This window comes from Sinobaca sp. H24 (assembly GCF_023845525.1).
The window spans coordinates 29,638-45,934 of the sequence record NZ_JALBWT010000014.1; the positions used below are offsets into that span (position 1 = coordinate 29,638).

The 16,297-nt window shown below is 43.8% G+C and carries 20 protein-coding genes and 7 pseudogenes; 10 read left to right on the forward strand and 17 right to left on the reverse strand.

From position 1 onward, the window contains the following. Positions 1 to 14 precede the first annotated feature (14 nt). From MMY81_RS17750 to cshA, 13 genes and pseudogenes are all read right to left on the reverse strand, one after another. On the reverse strand, positions 15 to 557 hold the full coding sequence (locus MMY81_RS17750) for a 3-dehydroquinate synthase II domain-containing protein (RefSeq protein WP_252313908.1): 543 nt from the start codon (positions 555 to 557) through the stop codon (positions 15 to 17). A gap of 3 nt (positions 558 to 560) precedes the next feature. Then, on the reverse strand, positions 561 to 833 hold the full coding sequence (locus MMY81_RS17755) for a winged helix-turn-helix transcriptional regulator (protein ID WP_252313909.1): 273 nt from the start codon (positions 831 to 833) through the stop codon (positions 561 to 563). Between the two features lie 180 nt (positions 834 to 1,013). Next, positions 1,014 to 1,241 (reverse strand): sensor histidine kinase, encoded by a 228-nt coding sequence (locus MMY81_RS35475; RefSeq protein ID WP_374562288.1) that lies wholly within the window; start codon positions 1,239 to 1,241, stop codon positions 1,014 to 1,016. A 152-nt stretch (positions 1,242 to 1,393) separates the two neighbouring features. Next, positions 1,394 to 1,612 (reverse strand): annotated as a pseudogene (locus MMY81_RS17765) (histidine kinase dimerization/phospho-acceptor domain-containing protein); the annotation flags it as partial. A gap of 302 nt (positions 1,613 to 1,914) precedes the next feature. Continuing rightward, positions 1,915 to 2,352, reverse strand: coding sequence for a hypothetical protein (locus MMY81_RS17770; RefSeq protein WP_252313910.1), 438 nt, complete (start codon positions 2,350 to 2,352; stop codon positions 1,915 to 1,917). Continuing rightward, a pseudogene (locus MMY81_RS17775) lies at positions 2,342 to 3,036 on the reverse strand (response regulator transcription factor). Before MMY81_RS17775 ends, MMY81_RS17770 begins: the two are co-directional and overlap by 11 nt. Positions 3,037 to 3,113: 77 nt before the next feature. Further along, positions 3,114 to 3,945: pseudogene (locus tag MMY81_RS17780) on the reverse strand (TerC family protein). Positions 3,946 to 4,472: 527 nt separating this feature from the next. Next, on the reverse strand, positions 4,473 to 4,967 hold the full coding sequence (locus MMY81_RS36295) for an ATP-binding cassette domain-containing protein (protein ID WP_483882490.1): 495 nt from the start codon (positions 4,965 to 4,967) through the stop codon (positions 4,473 to 4,475). Between the two features lie 110 nt (positions 4,968 to 5,077). Next, on the reverse strand, positions 5,078 to 5,332 hold the full coding sequence (locus tag MMY81_RS36300; protein ID WP_483882491.1) for a hypothetical protein: 255 nt from the start codon (positions 5,330 to 5,332) through the stop codon (positions 5,078 to 5,080). Between the two features lie 102 nt (positions 5,333 to 5,434). Then, the gene (locus MMY81_RS36305) at positions 5,435 to 5,647 is read right to left on the reverse strand and encodes a hypothetical protein (RefSeq protein WP_483882492.1); all 213 of its coding nucleotides are present in this window, start codon (positions 5,645 to 5,647) and stop codon (positions 5,435 to 5,437) included. A gap of 6 nt (positions 5,648 to 5,653) precedes the next feature. Continuing rightward, positions 5,654 to 5,794, reverse strand: a complete 141-nt coding sequence (locus MMY81_RS36310; protein WP_483882493.1) for a hypothetical protein — start codon at positions 5,792 to 5,794, stop codon at positions 5,654 to 5,656. A 108-nt stretch (positions 5,795 to 5,902) separates the two neighbouring features. Further along, positions 5,903 to 6,007, reverse strand: a pseudogene (locus tag MMY81_RS36315) (ATP-binding cassette domain-containing protein); the annotation flags it as partial. Between the two features lie 254 nt (positions 6,008 to 6,261). Continuing rightward, positions 6,262 to 7,677, reverse strand: a pseudogene (gene cshA / locus MMY81_RS36320) (degradosome RNA helicase CshA). 271 nt (positions 7,678 to 7,948) lie between these two features. Between cshA and MMY81_RS17795 the strand changes: the two are divergent. Next, on the forward strand, positions 7,949 to 8,173 hold the full coding sequence (locus tag MMY81_RS17795) for a hypothetical protein (RefSeq protein WP_252313911.1): 225 nt from the start codon (positions 7,949 to 7,951) through the stop codon (positions 8,171 to 8,173). A gap of 66 nt (positions 8,174 to 8,239) precedes the next feature. On the opposite strand, the gene MMY81_RS17800 is transcribed toward MMY81_RS17795, so the two are convergent. The 3 genes from MMY81_RS17800 to MMY81_RS17810 form a co-directional block, all read right to left on the reverse strand. Then, the gene (locus MMY81_RS17800) at positions 8,240 to 9,109 is read right to left on the reverse strand and encodes a helicase-related protein (protein ID WP_252313912.1); all 870 of its coding nucleotides are present in this window, start codon (positions 9,107 to 9,109) and stop codon (positions 8,240 to 8,242) included. After that, positions 9,106 to 9,333: a DEAD/DEAH box helicase gene (locus tag MMY81_RS17805; RefSeq protein WP_252313913.1), complete on the reverse strand. Its 228-nt coding sequence runs from the start codon at positions 9,331 to 9,333 to the stop codon at positions 9,106 to 9,108. Before MMY81_RS17805 ends, MMY81_RS17800 begins: the two co-directional genes overlap by 4 nt. Before the next feature lie 114 nt (positions 9,334 to 9,447). Further along, a complete protein-coding gene (locus MMY81_RS17810) occupies positions 9,448 to 9,861 on the reverse strand; it encodes an organic hydroperoxide resistance protein (RefSeq protein WP_253076009.1) in 414 nt (137 codons plus the stop codon). 171 nt (positions 9,862 to 10,032) lie between these two features. On the opposite strand from MMY81_RS17810, the pseudogene MMY81_RS17815 reads away from it, so the two are divergent. The 9 genes and pseudogenes from MMY81_RS17815 to MMY81_RS17850 all read left to right on the forward strand — a co-directional run bounded on the left by MMY81_RS17815 (position 10,033) and on the right by MMY81_RS17850 (position 15,356). Then, positions 10,033 to 11,158: pseudogene (locus tag MMY81_RS17815) on the forward strand (NADH-dependent flavin oxidoreductase). 123 nt (positions 11,159 to 11,281) lie between these two features. Beyond that, positions 11,282 to 11,631 (forward strand): annotated as a pseudogene (locus MMY81_RS17820) (PAS domain-containing protein); the annotation flags it as partial. Between the two features lie 111 nt (positions 11,632 to 11,742). Then, positions 11,743 to 12,072: an STAS domain-containing protein gene (locus MMY81_RS17825; RefSeq protein WP_252314012.1), complete on the forward strand. Its 330-nt coding sequence runs from the start codon at positions 11,743 to 11,745 to the stop codon at positions 12,070 to 12,072. A 280-nt stretch (positions 12,073 to 12,352) separates the two neighbouring features. Continuing rightward, complete coding sequence (locus MMY81_RS17830) at positions 12,353 to 12,553, forward strand: cold-shock protein (RefSeq protein WP_120193703.1); 201 nt, start codon at positions 12,353 to 12,355, stop codon at positions 12,551 to 12,553. 107 nt (positions 12,554 to 12,660) lie between these two features. Beyond that, entirely contained in the window at positions 12,661 to 13,542 is an 882-nt protein-coding gene (locus tag MMY81_RS17835; protein ID WP_308215377.1) for an SDR family oxidoreductase, read from the forward strand. A gap of 11 nt (positions 13,543 to 13,553) precedes the next feature. Next, a complete protein-coding gene (locus MMY81_RS17840; RefSeq protein WP_252313914.1) occupies positions 13,554 to 14,426 on the forward strand; it encodes a PQQ-dependent sugar dehydrogenase in 873 nt (290 codons plus the stop codon). Beyond that, positions 14,393 to 14,620, forward strand: coding sequence for a PQQ-dependent sugar dehydrogenase (locus MMY81_RS17845; protein ID WP_252313915.1), 228 nt, complete (start codon positions 14,393 to 14,395; stop codon positions 14,618 to 14,620). The genes MMY81_RS17840 and MMY81_RS17845 overlap by 34 nt, the downstream gene beginning before the upstream one ends. Before the next feature lie 21 nt (positions 14,621 to 14,641). Continuing rightward, positions 14,642 to 14,842: a Sir2 family NAD-dependent protein deacetylase gene (locus MMY81_RS34240; RefSeq protein WP_308215378.1), complete on the forward strand. Its 201-nt coding sequence runs from the start codon at positions 14,642 to 14,644 to the stop codon at positions 14,840 to 14,842. Positions 14,843 to 14,891: 49 nt separating this feature from the next. After that, entirely contained in the window at positions 14,892 to 15,356 is a 465-nt protein-coding gene (locus MMY81_RS17850) for a Sir2 family NAD-dependent protein deacetylase (protein ID WP_308215379.1), read from the forward strand. Here MMY81_RS17850 and MMY81_RS17855 read toward each other — a convergent pair. Continuing rightward, positions 15,353 to 16,159 carry a cation diffusion facilitator family transporter gene (locus tag MMY81_RS17855; protein WP_252313916.1) on the reverse strand — a complete coding sequence of 269 codons (807 nt, stop codon included), beginning with the start codon at positions 16,157 to 16,159 and terminating at the stop codon, positions 15,353 to 15,355. The genes MMY81_RS17850 and MMY81_RS17855 overlap by 4 nt on opposite strands. Positions 16,160 to 16,297: the final 138 nt, after the last annotated feature.

Sequence of the window (16,297 nt, forward strand, 5' to 3'; positions counted from 1 at the left end):
CGGGTTTCTCCTTATTATTTTTCTTCTATATATTCTTCGATTTGCTTTCCCAGGTGACGGCCCGGAGTGTCTGCAAAGCCCTGAACTTTATCTCCTGGTTTTAAATCAATAACCGCTGCTCTTTCCCCTGATTCCTTCATTAAACAGACGCTGTCCGACTGTTGAAGTACAGCTGTTACTTTCTGTTTTCCAATAAATCCGGATACGTGTAAAAGAACGCGGTGTTCCCATTTAGCGCGCCCAACAATTTTCCGGGACCATTCGCTGCCGTCAAATACATCTAAGGAATGACCGCCCTGGATTTCCGACGCGTAAACGGTATTCTCTGTTTCCCTGATATAGTGATGGATTCCCCCGGTATTTACCCGAAATACTCTTGGTGGATAGGTATCCGTTTCATTGTTTTCGGAAAGCACATGATAATATCCGCTTCCCGTACTGCCAATAAGAAGCCCTTCTGTTGGAGACAGGCTGTCTGCCATATCAATACAGACTCTCGTACCTGTTCCTGCTTCTGTTATTTCATGAATTGTAATCACTGCTTTACCTTCAGCCATTTATTACTTCACTTCTTCCTGTTTGCGCTGACGATGCTTTCTTCCCCAGTCTTCCATATGATGCAGCAAGTCTTTTATGGATTCGCCATATTCTGTCAGCGTGTACTCTACGCGCGGAGGTACCACAGGGTAGGAGGTCCGATTCACCAGTTCATCTCGTTCCAATTCCTTCAGCTGCTTAATTAATGTCTGATGGTTAATACGCGGAAGTCGTTTTTTTATCTCATTGAATCGAAGTGTGTTGCCATCAATTCCATCAAAATAACAGCCTTCCATTTCCCACAGACAACCTCCAGCGTTTCTTTTATGTCTTCAGGCGTTGTCTCATTCATTTGTTTTCTCCCCAGTCTTATCGTATTCTTCTTCAGCCCAAGCGTTCATCACTTTAATATATAGTATTAATATCCTTTTTAGGAAACATGTAAACCTTAGCTGAAGCGGGAACCATTGTTTATGCTAACTGGGAAAACGGAAAATAAAAGAAGCACCTGCACCTGGTTCACTCTCTACCTCTATTTTGCCCCCGAGAACCTCGGATAAACGGAAAGCGATGGAAAGACCTAGTCCGGTCCCTCCGGTTTTCCTGCTTCTAGCTTTGTCCACCCGGTAAAACCGGTCAAAGATCTTGGCCTGTTCCTCTTTACTCAGTCCTTCTCCAAAGTCGATTACTTTATGGAAGCCGATTTACCTGCATCGACTTCTATAACAACATTCTCTTCGCTGTACTTTAAAGCATTATCCAGCAGAATATATAACAGCTGCTTTAATTTTCTTTATCGGTTACTACTTCTATTTCTTCTGCCGTTTTTACAATAATTTCTCTCTCGTAGGTTTTACTAAACGCATGGGACGCTTCTTTCTGCCAGTGCCGCAAGATCCACTGTCTGTTTTTTTATTTCCCGCATAGATTCATCTCTGGCAAGTGTCAGCATTTGCTCGGTAATGCTTTTCATTCTCTCTGATTCTGACAAAATAGCATCTACTGCTTCCTCACGCACTTCAGGCTTTTCTTTTCCCCATCTTTTCAGCAGGCCTGCATAGCTTGCTATAATGGAGAGAGGCGTTTTTTAATTCATGGGAGGCATCGGACACAAACTGGTTTTGCTTCTCGAAATTGCTTTCCAATCGTTCCATCATATGATTAAACGTATCTCCCATTTCATACAGTTCATCTTTAGAGTTACCCTTCATGTAAGTTTTTTCAGTTCGCCGCGCTGCTGAATATCCTTCATCGTGCGGATCAGTTCAAGAATCGGTCTCAACAGTAAGTGCCAAGCAGTCGTCCGCCTATCACCGTTGGTACGATGATAAACAGAGTGGCAATTAATAACGCAATTCGAAGAAACGTCAGTTTTCTTCAAGTGCCTGCATGTGCTCTGTCACTTCCAGCGTTACAATACTTCCTCCTGCCAGATAATCGGTTTTTCAACGGCTGCATATCTTTCCCCGCTTTCTGACTGAGAAAGGTGCGCTGCGATTCGCCGGTCGAATACTCTGCCGGGAGCTGGCGGAAGCGATCCTCTGTTGTTTGAATAGAAAGCACTTCCTCCTGCCCAATAATACGAATCATACCGTTCGTTGGCAGAAATGCCTGCAGGAGTGCCTCAGATTCAGCTGCGTTTCCTTCCGTAGACAGGAGAGATTCTGTAATAGATTCGGATTGACTTTGCAGCCTTTCCACTTCTGCATTTACCGATAATCGGTCAAATAACAAATAAATAGATATGTTGACAATTACGACGATAAGAAGCATCCAGATCGTTGTGAAAAGCTGGATCTTTGTTTTAAGTTTCATGACTGTTTCCTTTAATAGAATACCCAACGCCTCGGATCGTGTGAATCAGCTGGATTGGAAACGGTTTATCGATTTTCTGCCGGAGATAGCGGATATAGACATCTACTACATTCGTATCGCCAAAATAGTCAAATCCCACACCTGTTCGAGCAGCTGATCTCTGGTCAGAACGATATTATTATTTTTCATCATGTATATGAGCAGATCAAACTCTCTGGGGGTCAGTTCTATACTAACTCCTGCCCGCAGCACTTCCGGTTATCAATGTTAACGTTTATATCTTCCACTTTTATTACATTAGATTTTTTTCGATCCAGCGCTGTTTTCTGCGTAACGCAGCTGTGCCCGGATCTTGCCAGCAGTTCTTCAATTTGAAAAGGCTTGGTCATATAATCGTTGGCGCCAAGATCCAGTCCGCTTACTTATCAGGCGTCTGGTCTCTTGCAGTAAGCAGGATAATCGGCGTCACATTATCTTCTCTTCGGAAACGACGTAGAATTTCCATTCCATTTAAGCTGGGAAGCATCACATCGAGCAGGATTAAGTCCCATTTCTTTTCTTTGGCCCGCTCCAGCCCTTCCAGCCCGTCGTGAATAATTTCTGTCTGATATCCCTCATACTCCAGCTCCAGGCTCGTTACCCTTGCAAGCTTCTTTCGTCTTCTATAATAAGAATTTCCTGCATGCCGCGCCCCCTCTCTTCTCTGTACTTCTCTAGCTTATCCAATTTCTTATGAAAAAAAAAGACTGAATCGATTAGATTCAGCCGGAGTATAGAAAATATATCTTATTTTTACCTTTAAACAGATTTCTCTTTGCGTACCACTTTTCCTGAAATTTCTCTTTATCCTTGGACAACAGCCAACCTGCAGCTGCAATACCAACCAATACGATATAAAAAGAGGCTTTCCATATAGTTGATTCGGCAAAATGCACAGGCAGGATCGATAAAGCCGGATGAGAAAGGGTATGAACCATCAGCTTTACGCCCACCAGCCAACAATGGCAAACGCAGCAATTTCCAACCCCGGTCTTTTTTCAAGCAGAGTTACAAAGTATCCCGCGGCGAACCTCATAATGACGACACCTATTAATCCACCTGTTAGGATTATGAGGAACTGACCGCCGTCCATCCCGCCTATCATCGGAAGATTGGTGCGAGGAAGAGTAACAGCCAGAGCCACTGCAGCAAGAATGGAATCCACTGCAAACGCATATCTGCAATTTCCACTTTAGCTACGGTACGCCAGAACCCTGCAGGGTTTTCCGCGTATCCTTCTGCCTTTTTTTCCTCCTCACCTTCCTTATGAAACCACAGTTTTCCACAATGTGGTTGATCGCAATAAATAATAAATAAAGAGCACCGATAGCCTGAACCTGCCATACATCAATTATAATGAAATGATAAACAAAGAGGCAAAACGAAAAACAAATGCTCCGGCCAGGCCATAAAAAAGTGCTTTTTTCTTTTTTCCGGAGGCAGCCGTTTGACCATCACGGCAAGAACAAGCGCATTATCTGCAGCAAGGACTCCTTCAAGCAGTATGAGAACGAGCAGCACCCATCCATATTCCATCAGCAGACTAAGTTCCATGTTTATCTTCTCCTTTTCCAAGATAAACCTGGTACCCTGCAGCGATAAGTTCCTCTGTGCCAAAGCACAAAAACCTTCACCACTGAGGCGGTGAAGGCATGAAAAAACCTTTACCGTCTCATAGGTAAGGTCTCGCTAACAGCATAACGGCTGCCAATAAAACCGGGATTGCTCCCGTCCTGACGATTTTATTGAAAAAGCTACTCCCCTTTTTCCAAAGTATCAAGTTATTTCTTATAATGTACTCTTCTCTGCCGGTCTTGTCAATCTTATTTATTCTGGATTTATTTTCGCAGAAAGTTCTTCCCAGCGTTCAAACAAGTATTCGGTTTGTTCATCAAGCTTTTGCTTTTCTTCCATCCACTTCTGGACTTTCGAATCACTGCCGGCTCCATCGATCTTTTTCTGAATTTCTCCGCTTTGCTCTCTGCTTCCAGAATATCATCCTCAATGGATTCCCATTCTTTCTTTTCGTTATAGGATAATTTGACTGCCTTTTTTGTCAGGAGTTCCAGCCGCTTTCTTAGCTAAAGAAGCAGTCTCTGTTTTCTCTGCCTGGTCCGATAAAAAATCAGAATAGCTTCCCTGGTACCGCTTGATCGTTGAGGTGCTGTCAAAGATAAAAAGCACATCCACAACCGGTCCAGAAAGTAGCGGTCGTGGGATACGGTAATGACGCAGCCGGAGAACACAGCCAGGTATTCTTCCAATATGCCAAGCGTCTGGGTATCAAGGTCATTGGTCGGCTCATCCAGCATTAATACGTTTGGTTCTGTCATTAAAATACTCAGTAAATACAGTCTCCGTTTTTCTCCTCCGGATAAGCGGCTGATATAGTTCCACTGGACAGTCCGGTTGAACAAAAACCTCTCCAGCATTTGTTCAGCGGTTACGGTCTGGCCGTCTTCTGTATGCACTACCTCTGCAATGCTTCTAATATATTCAATAACACGCTTGGATTCATCCAGTTCTTCATGATTTTGCGTATAGTACCCAATTTTGACTGTCGTGCCTGTTTCCACTGTGCGCTGTCGCGGCCGTCCTCCCGGCCTGCCTTATATTAAGAAGCGTTGATTTCCCGCTTCCATTTTTCTCGATGATGCCGATCCGGCTTCCGGGCTGGATAAGCAGGCTAAAAGGAGTCCAGCAGCTGCCGCCCGGTAAACGCCTTCGACACATTCTCGAGTTCCATTACTTTTTTTCCTAATCGCTGCGATCCCACAGCAAAGGAAAGCTCTTCCTTTGAGGTATGCTGCATGGTTTCCTTCGTATGATGAATCCGCTGCACTCTTGCTTTTTGTTTTGTTCCCCGTGCTTTAGGACCTCTTCGCAGCCATTCCAGTTCACGCTTCATCGTGTTTTGAAGTTTTGCATTTCTTTTCTTCATTTATTTCCCGTTCTGCTTTTTTCTCCAGGTACATTTCGTAGTTTCCGCTGTATTCATAAAGGTTTCCTTTGTCGAGTTCAAATACACGATTCGTTACTCGATTTAGAAAGTACTATCGTGCGTTACGACGATAAGGGCGCCCGGAAAGGTGGAGAGGTATTTTTCCAGCCATTCGATAGACTGATGGTCCAAATGGTTTGTCGGCTCATCCAAAATCAGCAGATCCCCGGCTGAATTAAAGCTTTTGCCATAGCGACCCTTTTTTCTGGCCGCCGGAAAGATCTTTTGTCTTTTTAAAAAATTCAGTAATGCCAAGCTTTGTCAGCACCTGTTTGGCAAGTGTACTTCCTCCCAGGCGTCCTCTTCTTCAATCCGCTGCTGCACAGCTATCATTCGTTCCTGAACTTTCTCATCACCGGGAGCTTTTTCCAGCTCAGCCTGGACTTTCTCGTATTCTCTCATCGTTTCATCTTCTTAGAGGCACCAAAGTATATTCATCTAATACAGTTGCCTCTCCGTCTAACTCTGGTTCCTGGGAAGAAACGCCTGTTCAAAGGAATTGGCATGATATACCGTACCTTCTTCCGGGCTTTCGATGCCTGAAAGAACTTTTAACAGTGTTGATTTGCCTGTTCCGTTTACTCCAATTAATCCGATTCTATCGTGGGGTTCAATAGAGAAGGAAATCCGGTCAAAAATTGTTTTTTCCCCATATGATTTATAGAGATCTTCCACTCGAATAATACTCATCACGCATTCCTGCCTTTCTCTTTCTGCCGTGCTATTATATCATACGACCGTTCATTTTCTCATCTGCCGCAGTAACCGGCCGGCTGTTTCCAACAAAAAACCGCCCGCAGGCGGTTTCTTTTTGTTTTTATGAGTTTGTAGGACGTTTTGGATTTCTTCTTGTTCTTGCATAGCTTTCTTTACGCTGCGTTGACTTGCCATAAGGCTTTTGCCGCCGGCGCCGCCGCGAGGTCCGTCATTTCTCTTACGTAATTTCCACCGCCGCCTTGCTTTTTAGAACGCAATGGTGCTTCTTCAGTCAGCTTGATGGTTGCTTTTTCTGCTTCTTTTGTATTCATCTTAAGAGCTGCTGCTACGAGCGTGACCGCATCGTATTCACTAGAAGGTTTTCAGCTGGTCCTTTTAAGGAGTCCAAGTCTTTCTTCTTTTGCTGCTTTAGACAGATCTTCTACAGCCTGATGCACGCGTTCCTTCTCCTTGCTCTTCAAAGGTAGGAAGCTCTTCTCTTATCATTTTTGCTTTTGTCGTATCTTCGATATATTTCAAATGGCTTTTTTCTTTCGGCGTTACAAGCTGTAAGCCAAACCATTTTTCCCGGCACGTCCGGTACGTCCAATACGGTGAACATAGCTTTCCGGATCCTGCGGCAGGTCAAAGTTGTAAACGTGTGTTACGCCGCTTACATCAAGTCCTCTTGCAGCAACATCTGTTGCAACAAGTATATCGATAGTAGACTTTTTGAATTTACGGATTACCTTATCACGCTTCTCCTGCTTCAGGTCTCCGTGGATACCTTCTGCAGCATAACCGCGCTGAGTAAGAGCTTCAGCAAGCTCGTCTACTCTTCTTTCGTCCTGCCGAACACAATTGCCAAGTCAGGTGGAGTAATATCAAGCTGATGACAAAGTGTATCAAATTTCTGCTTTTCCGGAACTTCAATGTACCGCTGTTCAATGTTAGAAACCGTTAAACCTTTGCTTTTCACTTTAATGGATTCCGGCTCTTTCATAAACTTGTTTGTTACCGTTTTTAGTCTTGTAGGCATAGTTGCCGAAAAGAGCAGCGTTTGACGATCTTCAGGTGTTTCACTAAGAATTGTTTCAATGTCTTCAACAAATCCCATGCTGAGCATTTCGTCTGCTTCATCTAATACGACCATTCTCATCGTATTTGGACGGATTGTCTTTCTTCTCATGTGATCCATGAAACGTCCTGGTGTTCCTACAATAATCTGCGGGGATCTTTTCAGCGCTTTAATCTGGCGCGTAAATCCTGTCCACCGTAAATGGCAAGAGACCAGATACCGGCATATTTGCCCAGGCGGTTGATTTCTTCTGATACCTGAATAGCTAATTCTCTTGTTGGAGCAAGAATTAACCCTTGGGGTGCTTTTTCCTCTTATTCATGTTTTCAATAAGGGGAATACCGAATGCTGCCGTTTTCCCTGTTCCTGTCTGTGCCTGGCCGATGATATCCTTGCCTGCTTTCAGCTTAGGGATAACCTCTGATTGGATAGGTGTTGCTTCTTCAAATCCCATAGCCTCAACAGCTTTTAAGATTTGCGGGTTAATATCTAATTCTTTAAACAAAGTCAATAAAATGATCTCCTTTATATTTCATATTTCTTATTATTTCCGCAACAAATTAGTGTGGCAGATACTTTTACCTGGAAAGTTCGCTTAACTAGTTCATTCCATAACCTTAATATTATACCATATTTATTGATCTTAAAACATTGTTTTCATTAATATTTTTTTACAATCATTAAAATACAGTAACCGTATCTTTATATAAGACAGATTGATTTAGTCCAATATTAGGTATAAAATAAGGACAGTTCTCAAAACTATTTTAGGGGGCCCTGAAATGAATAAGCCTTATGCTTATATCTTTGATGAAAAAATTCAGCAGGTAACCGCCGGAAAATCAACCGACATTGAAACACTTGCTAACAACAGCCAGAGTATTCATTACTTCTCTTCACAGCACGAAATGGCTGAAGCCGTGAGGAAATATTACCATAAAGAATGTATTATCACGCTGGCTACCCACCTGCACATATTTGAGAAAGAATTGTTTGATACTGTTTAGAAGCCGTCCCTCAAGGGGGACGGCTTTTTTATGCTTCCACCAATTCCCCGCCCCGGATCGCAGCTTTTACTGCGTGAACGTCTGCTTCTTTAGCAATACGCTTAAAGATAGATTCTTCACGAGGTGTGCAAAGGGTAATGAAAGGCCTTCTCTTCCCATCCGTCCTGTTCTGCCTGCACGGTGGGTATACTGTTCCTTTGTAAAGGGAAGATCAAGTGAAATAACGCAGGGAAGCTCTTCAATATCCAGACCGCGTGCTGCAACATCCGACGCAAGAAGAAGCTTAATCTCCTCATTTCTAAATGCCTTTAACGACTTTTCCCGTTCTTCCTTTGAACTTTGCGCATGAAGCGTTTTGGAAGACCAATGCCTGTAGTTCATCTTTCCGGAAGCTTCTTCCAGCTTGTCTGCATTGTTGACGAAAACTATGGCCTGTTTTCCAACAGCATTTACAATTTTTCTCATCTGATCGATCTTATCCCGTTCATCAGACACAATGTACAAGTGGGTGATTCTATCTTTTTCTTCCTGCGTAAATTCAACACTGAATAGTTGATAAGGCTCCATTGTCCGTTCAGCGAATGCCCGGACTTCCTTTGTTACGGTAGCCGATGTGTAGACCAGCTGGGTTTCGCGCTTCACATCTTTAAGCAGGGACTGCATATACTTTGTGTTTTCTTTTTGCAGCAGCTGATCTGTTTCATCAGCAATGAACGTCTGCAGAGCATGCAGCTTCAGTTTCTTTCTGCTTTTCAGCTCATCGAGTCTTCCAGGTGTGCCTACGACCACATGCACGGTCTTTTTGAGCTTGTCGAGCTGACGCTGGATATTAGCTCCTCCAATAAATGCGGCGGATTTAATTTCTGATCCCTGCGTCCATATTTTGACCTGCTCTGCTACCTGCATCGCCAGTTCTCTCGTTGGTACAACAATCAAAACCTGTGTTGTTTAACAGATTCGTCTATTTTTTGAAGAGAAGGCAGTAGATACGCTACTGTCTTGCCTGTACCGGTCGGGGAATGAAACAATGCGTTTTCGCCGTTTAACAATGGCGGAATTACTTTTTCCTGGATAGGGGTCCATTCTGTATAACTGCTTTTCTCCCAGTTATCTTGTATATAAGAAGGGAACGAATCCAATGCCGGACTTTCGTTGCTCATGTAATATCTCCTTTTACGCTTATCTATTCAGTAATGTCTAGTTTAGCATAAAATAATATAGATTTAGAGATAAAAAAAAGAACGGCCGCTGACGCAGCCGTTCTTTTTACTATATTATTCTGCTTTTGTCGTGATTGTTACGTCAATATTTCCTCTTGTTGCCTTGGAATACGGGCAGAACTGGTGAGCTTTTTCTGTTAATTCTTCTGCTTCTTCCTGGGAAACTCCAGAGATATTAACTGTAAGCTCTACGCTTATTTTGAAGCCATTATCTGATTCGTCTTTATTAAGACTTACAGCTGCTGTTGTTTCTGAAGTAATATTCTTTTTTTCTTTTTTAGCCATAAGGTTCAGCGCGCCATCATAGCATGCGGAATATCCTGCTGCAAAAAGCTGCTCAGGGTTTGAGCCTTTATCCGAACCGGATCCCGGCTGTACGAGATTTACATCTATAAGTCCGTCATCTGACTTTACGTGACCTTCACGACCGCCTTGTGCTGTTGCGTAAGAAGTAAACATTGTTTCCATTATAAATTCCTCCTTAGTTAGTAGCAGTATTTCTACTGCTGTGAAATTCGGGACATTGTTTAATTTACCCCTCCTGTTGAATCATCAAACATTCATAAGCTAATTTATTTGCTTTAGTTATTAATCATTATCTAGAATATACTTTGTAACTTAAATCGAGGAGGATATTATATGACTGCATCAAACAACTATTCGTTTTTACAACCATTCACTCTCCCCCGCGGTCAAGAGCTTAAGAACCGCGTTTTTCTTGCTCCAATGACTAACTTCGCATCTAAGCCGGACGGCGAGGTCAGCGATGAAGAAATAGCTTATTATGAAAGAAGATCCGGTGGTGCTTCCGTTGTTGTGACCGCTTGTGCGAACGTAACAGAAACGGCAAAGGGTTTAAAGATGAAATCGGCGTCCACCATGATGATTTCATTCCTGGACTTACAAGACTTGCTGATGCTATCAAAGCGAAAGGCTCCAAAGCGATTCTGCAGATTTTTCATGGAGGAAGAATGTGCCCGCCTGAGCTTGTTCCTGATAATATGCCGGTCAGCGCAAGCGCGGTAGCTCCTGTCCGTGATAACGCAGTGACCCCGGGCGCTGGAAAAAGACGAAATTAACCATATTATTCACAGCTTTGGTGAAGCAGCAAGAAGAGCCGCTGAGGCCGGATTTGACGGTGTAGAAATCCATGGAGCCAACACATATCTAATTCAGCAGTTCTTTTCTCCACACTCTAATAGAAGAGAAGATGAATGGGGCGGCAGTTTTGAAAACCGCACCAGGTTTCCTTGCTGTTACTGAAGCTGTACTCGAAGCGGCCAAAACCCATGCAGACGATTCTTTTATTGTCGGATACCGGCTTTCTCCTGAAGAAGCGGAGAACCCGGGCATTACGATGGAAGATACGCTGGCTCTTTCTGAAATATTGGCTTCCCAGCCGCTCGATTATATTCATGTATCTGTGCAGAACTTCTGGTCGGGCTCTATAAGAGATGAACATGATACTGCTTCCCGGGTCACATTAATCCAGGATAGAATCGGCTCCCGCATTCCTGTCATTGGAGTAGGTTCTCTTCATACACCGGAAGAAGTGGAAAAAGCATTAGCCTCAGGCGTTCCGCTTATTGCTTTGGGCCGCGAGTTCATTATGGAACCGGATTGGGTCGAAAAAGCAGCAGACGGAAAAACGGATACTATTCAAACAACCCTTTCCGTTCACGATCAAAGAAAACTAGTTATTCCCGATGCCCTTTGGCAGGCTATCATTCATACACCGGGCTGGTTCCCCGTAACCGATAAATAATACCTTAGACTCCTTTTCCGGCTCTGCCGGGGAAAGGAGTCTTTTTTCTGGGCACCAATAAGAAATTTTGATACTATTATGAACAGAAAAAAGCTATTACTTAATAAAGGAGCCCTTCACAACATGACTCGTCATTTCCCTATTGACCTTCCTGCAACTTCCATTCTTCTCGAAGCGATAGATCACACCCGGGTAGGTGTTATCGTTTCAGACCCGGCAATCGAAGACAACCCTATCATTTATACAAACCAGGGATTCCTGCAAATGACCGGCTACAGCTATGAAGATATTCTTGGAAAAAACTGCCGCTTTCTGCAGGGGCCGGAGTCATCCAATGCTGCTATACAAAACTGCGTAATGCTATTGAGCAGAAAGAATCCGTCAGTGTACAGCTCGTCAACTATAAAAAAAACGGTGAAAAATTCTGGAATGAACTTCATATTGACCCTGTGTATTCAGAAGAAGAAAAAAAATACTTCTTTATAGGCGTACAAAAAGACATCACTGCACAGAAAAATACGGAGGAATCCCTCAGGGAACACAACAAGGAAATAGCCCTCCTCTCGACTCCAATTGTTCCCGTTATGGATAAAGTCTATGTACTCCCGCTTATCGGAAATATGAATGAAGAACGTATCAAACTTATCTTCCATAACGTAACAGAAGCCGTCTACTATTCTGAAATTGAAACACTGATTCTTGATTTATCCGGTCTTATTAAATTGAACGATGATGTCATAAAAAGCCTTTTTACGCTGTATGACCTGTTGAATCTCCTTGGGACCGAGCTGATTCTAACCGGTGTTACTCCCAAAATAGCCGTCCGCTCAAAAGAAGTTCACGCCAACCTTAACTCTTTCACTGCATTTAAAACGGTAAAGGACGCTATAAACGACAAACAAAAAAATAATTAAAATTTTTTCGTTTTTATACCATCATTTCAAAAAAATCGTGAAACCACTGCAATGAAAGCATTTACAACATTTATGTTTCATTATTACCCCTTATAAACAGCCGATAAGGCAAAAAATATAATTAATTTATCCGCCAGGTGGTTGCAAAATCAAAAAATCGATGGTATTCTAAAGTAGCTATTTTGTCCGGTACAACTATTAATAAATAGGGTATCGGTTTGCAAGATAAGTAATACAATTAGTGCGCAACAGATTATTACGCACGCAGGAGGAACATCACATGGAACAAGGTACAGTTAAATGGTTTAACGCAGAAAAAGGTTTTGGCTTCATCGAGCGCGAAGGTGCAGACGATGTATTCGTACACTTCTCCGCAATTCAGGAAGAAGGCTTTAAAACACTTGAAGAAGGCCAGCAGGTTAACTTCGAGATCGTTGAAGGCGACCGTGGACCACAAGCAGCTAACGTAACTAAAGCATAATAAGCCGACACCAATGTAAGAACCATAATAAAAAGAGCTTCCCTTCGGGGGAGTTCTTTTTTGCGTTCTTTTGCCCTCTCCTCCTTTTTGTTTCCATCCGATCTATATTGGGAATAAGCAGTGTATACAAAGGAGGCATTACATATGAACGGGAAACGAGTATTAATCACCGGCGGAAACACCGGTATGGGTCTTGCATCCCCAAAGCACTTGCCCAAAAAGGGGCTCACGTTATTATTACATCAAGAAATAATGAACGCGGCATCAATGCTGTACGTGAAATTAATGATTACAGTGGACACGCCTCTGCAGAAATGATGCTTTGCGATCTGGCTTCTTTGGAAAGCATCCGTGCTTTTTGTCAGGCTTTCATCTCCCGCTGGCAGACGTTAGACGTTTTAATCAATAACGCCGGCGTGGTGGAAACGAAACGATCAGAAACAACGGATGGCTTTGAAAAAACGATCGGTGTTAATCACTTAGGTCCTTTTCTGCTGACAAATCTGCTTTTGGATAAAATAAAAGCCGCACCACAGGGCCGGATTATCATGGTCTCTTCCGGCGCCCATAAATGGGGCCGCATTGATTTTGAGGATCCTCACTTAAAAAAAGAATACAGCGTCTGGAAGGCATACGGCCAATCCAAGCTTGCGAATATTTTATTCGCCCTCTCTCTCGATCAGCGTCTCTCCGGTACACCGGTCACTGTTAACAGTCTTCATCCCGGTGCTGTCAGCACGAGCCTCGGCGTAAACCAGGAAACTGGTTTTGGCCGAGGCATTCATGCTGTTCTCCGACCTTTTTTCCAGACGTCGGAAGAAGGAGCAGCCACTGCCGTTTACCTCGCTTCTTCACCTGAGGCGGCATCGGTTTCAGGTAAATACTTTGAAAACATGCAGCCGATTGTTCCTTCCAATACGGCTCTTGACCGCAATCTTGCTGAAGATTTATGGAAATGGAGCGAAAAAGAAATCAATGATGTTAATTGAGGAGGCTGGACATGTATAAAAAGCCATTATTTTTTCTGAGCAGTGTCTCCCTGCTGCTTGCGGCCTGTGGAGATGAGGAAACCGATAACAGTTCGGAAAACAGTGCCGATAGTTCGGCATCTGCGCGCACCATCGCCGAAAATCTTGACGTTCCCTGGGCGATCCAGCCGCATGAGGATGGATATTTCATCAGTGAACGGCCTGGAACCATCGCATGGATTGATGAAAATGGCAGTGTTACAAGAACCGAACCTGACTTATCGGATGAAGTCGCTGCTGAAGGAGAAGGCGGCCTTCTTGGCTTCGTACTTGACCCCGATTTTGACGATGCTAACCAGACAGCCTACGCTTACTACACCTATGAATCAGATAATGGACCAGCCAACCGCATCGTTTCCCTGAAGCGCTCAGGCGATGATTGGAGAGAGAACGACGTGCTGCTTGACGGAATACCCGGCGCTTCCATCCATAACGGCGGCCGGCTCGAAATCGGTCCGGACGGCATGCTTTACGCTACAACCGGAGATGCGGACGTTGAAGACAGCTCTCAGGATCCTGACAACCTGGCAGGAAGTATTCTGCGAATGGAAACGAACGGTATGATCCCTGAAGATAATCCTATGGAGGATTCATATGTATACTCCTATGGTCACCGTAACCCCCAGGGGCTTGCATGGAATGAGGAAGGCACCATGTACAGCTCGGAGCACGGTTCTTCCGCAGAGGATGAGATCAACCAGATTCAGGCAGGAGAAAACTACGGCTGGCCGGAAATTACAGGGGATGAACAGGACGAGACAATGCAGAGTCCCTCTTTCATTCCGGCAGTGATACGTGGGCACCTTCCGGAATGGATGCAGATGCCAACGGGGACTTATTTGTAACCGGCCTCCGCGGTACGCAGCTGATGCGATTTAATGTGGAAACAGAAGAAATGAATGTTATATACAGCGGAGAAGGCAGGCTTCGTGATGTATGGGTTGAGCAGGAACGCCTGTATATTGTAACGAATAACGGCGATGGACGGGGCAATCCGTCTGATAATGACGACCGCCTTATTGAACTGACGGACTATTAATTAAAAGGAGCTTTCGGAAATATGAAGAAAATAGCTGATTTATTAAAAGCGTCTTCTTATACTACAGTGATGACAGGGGCAGGTATGTCAACAGAAAGCGGGCTTCCAGATTTCCGTTCCCAGCAGGGCCTGTGGCAGAAATATGACCCTGTAAAAATGGCCAGCACCGATGCTATGCACAATAACCGGGCTTCCTTTGTTTCCTTTTATCAAAACGTATAGAAGCCCTGCAGAACGTATTTCCAAATGACGGTCATCTTCTTCTTTCGGAATGGGAACGCACCGGCCTTGTGCAGAGATTATTACTCAAAACGTAGATAATCTTCATCAAAAAGCGGGAAGCCGTCTTTGTGTCGGAGCTTCATGGATCTCTGCATCCCTTCGCTGTAATGACTGCGGAGCCCGGGAAGACACACTTCATTATGTAAGGGCAGAAACAAACTGCCCTTCCTGCGGCGGTATGCTCCGTCCTAATATTGTTTTATTTGGGGAAATGCTTCCTTCTCAAGCTATCGAAGAAGCAGAGAAAGCCGCTCTTCAGTCGGACCTCTTTATCGTGCTGGGTACGAGCCTTACTGTAGCACCCGCCTCCTATTTTCCTGCGGATGCGAAACAAAGCGGTGCCTCTCTCGTTATAATCAATGAGAGTGAAACAGAACTTGATCATTTAGCGGATCACCTGTTTACCGGCCATACGATTTCAGAAACGATTCGTTCGATACATTCCTGCCTTTAAATAGCCCAGTACTTGTCTGCCGTAAATGTGATCGTTACCCACTTTTCCATCTCCATCTGCTTTATACCCGCTTCGAAATCCCTGCGCAGGGTATCCATTTCTTTTACATTCTGAATGGCAGACGTCTCATCAATAATATAATCAATATCAATATACAGCGTCTTCCCTACTTTGGTTGTTCTTACAACCATGTCCTGCATATTATATTTCATTAATAATTCTTCTGCTTTCTTATAAACAAGAGCTGCTGTAGCCGGTGCCGGTGCCATCCGAATTAACTCTCTTCCGTTACTGCGGAAAAGCTGGTATGGCATTTTTAAAAAATAAAGGCCAATGACAAGAACCATCAATGGGTCCACGTAAGGAATAACCGTTTGAAAACCGACAGCCTGGAGAATAAATGCCAATAGAAATCCTGCCAGTACTCCTGCACTAAGCAGTGTATCCATCAGCCACTGGGCTGATTCAGCTTGAAGAAAAGAAGAGCTCTTTTCTTCTCCTCTTCTCTGAATGATGCCGTACACTGCGCCGCAGAGAATCGTGCTTACTACGGCATATACAAGCGCGCTCCCAAGCGCAATATCTCTTCCACCGTTCCATAGCGAATAAATAGAAGAAGCGATGGCTCCGATACATAAAAGAGTTATCACTAAAGCTTTAAATGAGACAATGAGCGGTTCTATCGATTCTTTTCCATACTGAAACTGCTTAAGATTTTCCTTTTTCATAAAATAGTAGGCACTTATCGACATAAATGAAAGTCCGAGGCTTATAAGAGAATAAAGCCCGTCAAACAGTATCATTTGGGAAGCAGCGTATATCCCCAGATGATACCCATAATAGAAAACAGTAAAGCCCCCGACACAGATAAACGAAGCAGCGTTGATTCTTGTAATTTCACGATTAATTCTTCTCCTTTAATGAATGAATGTCAGTCATTT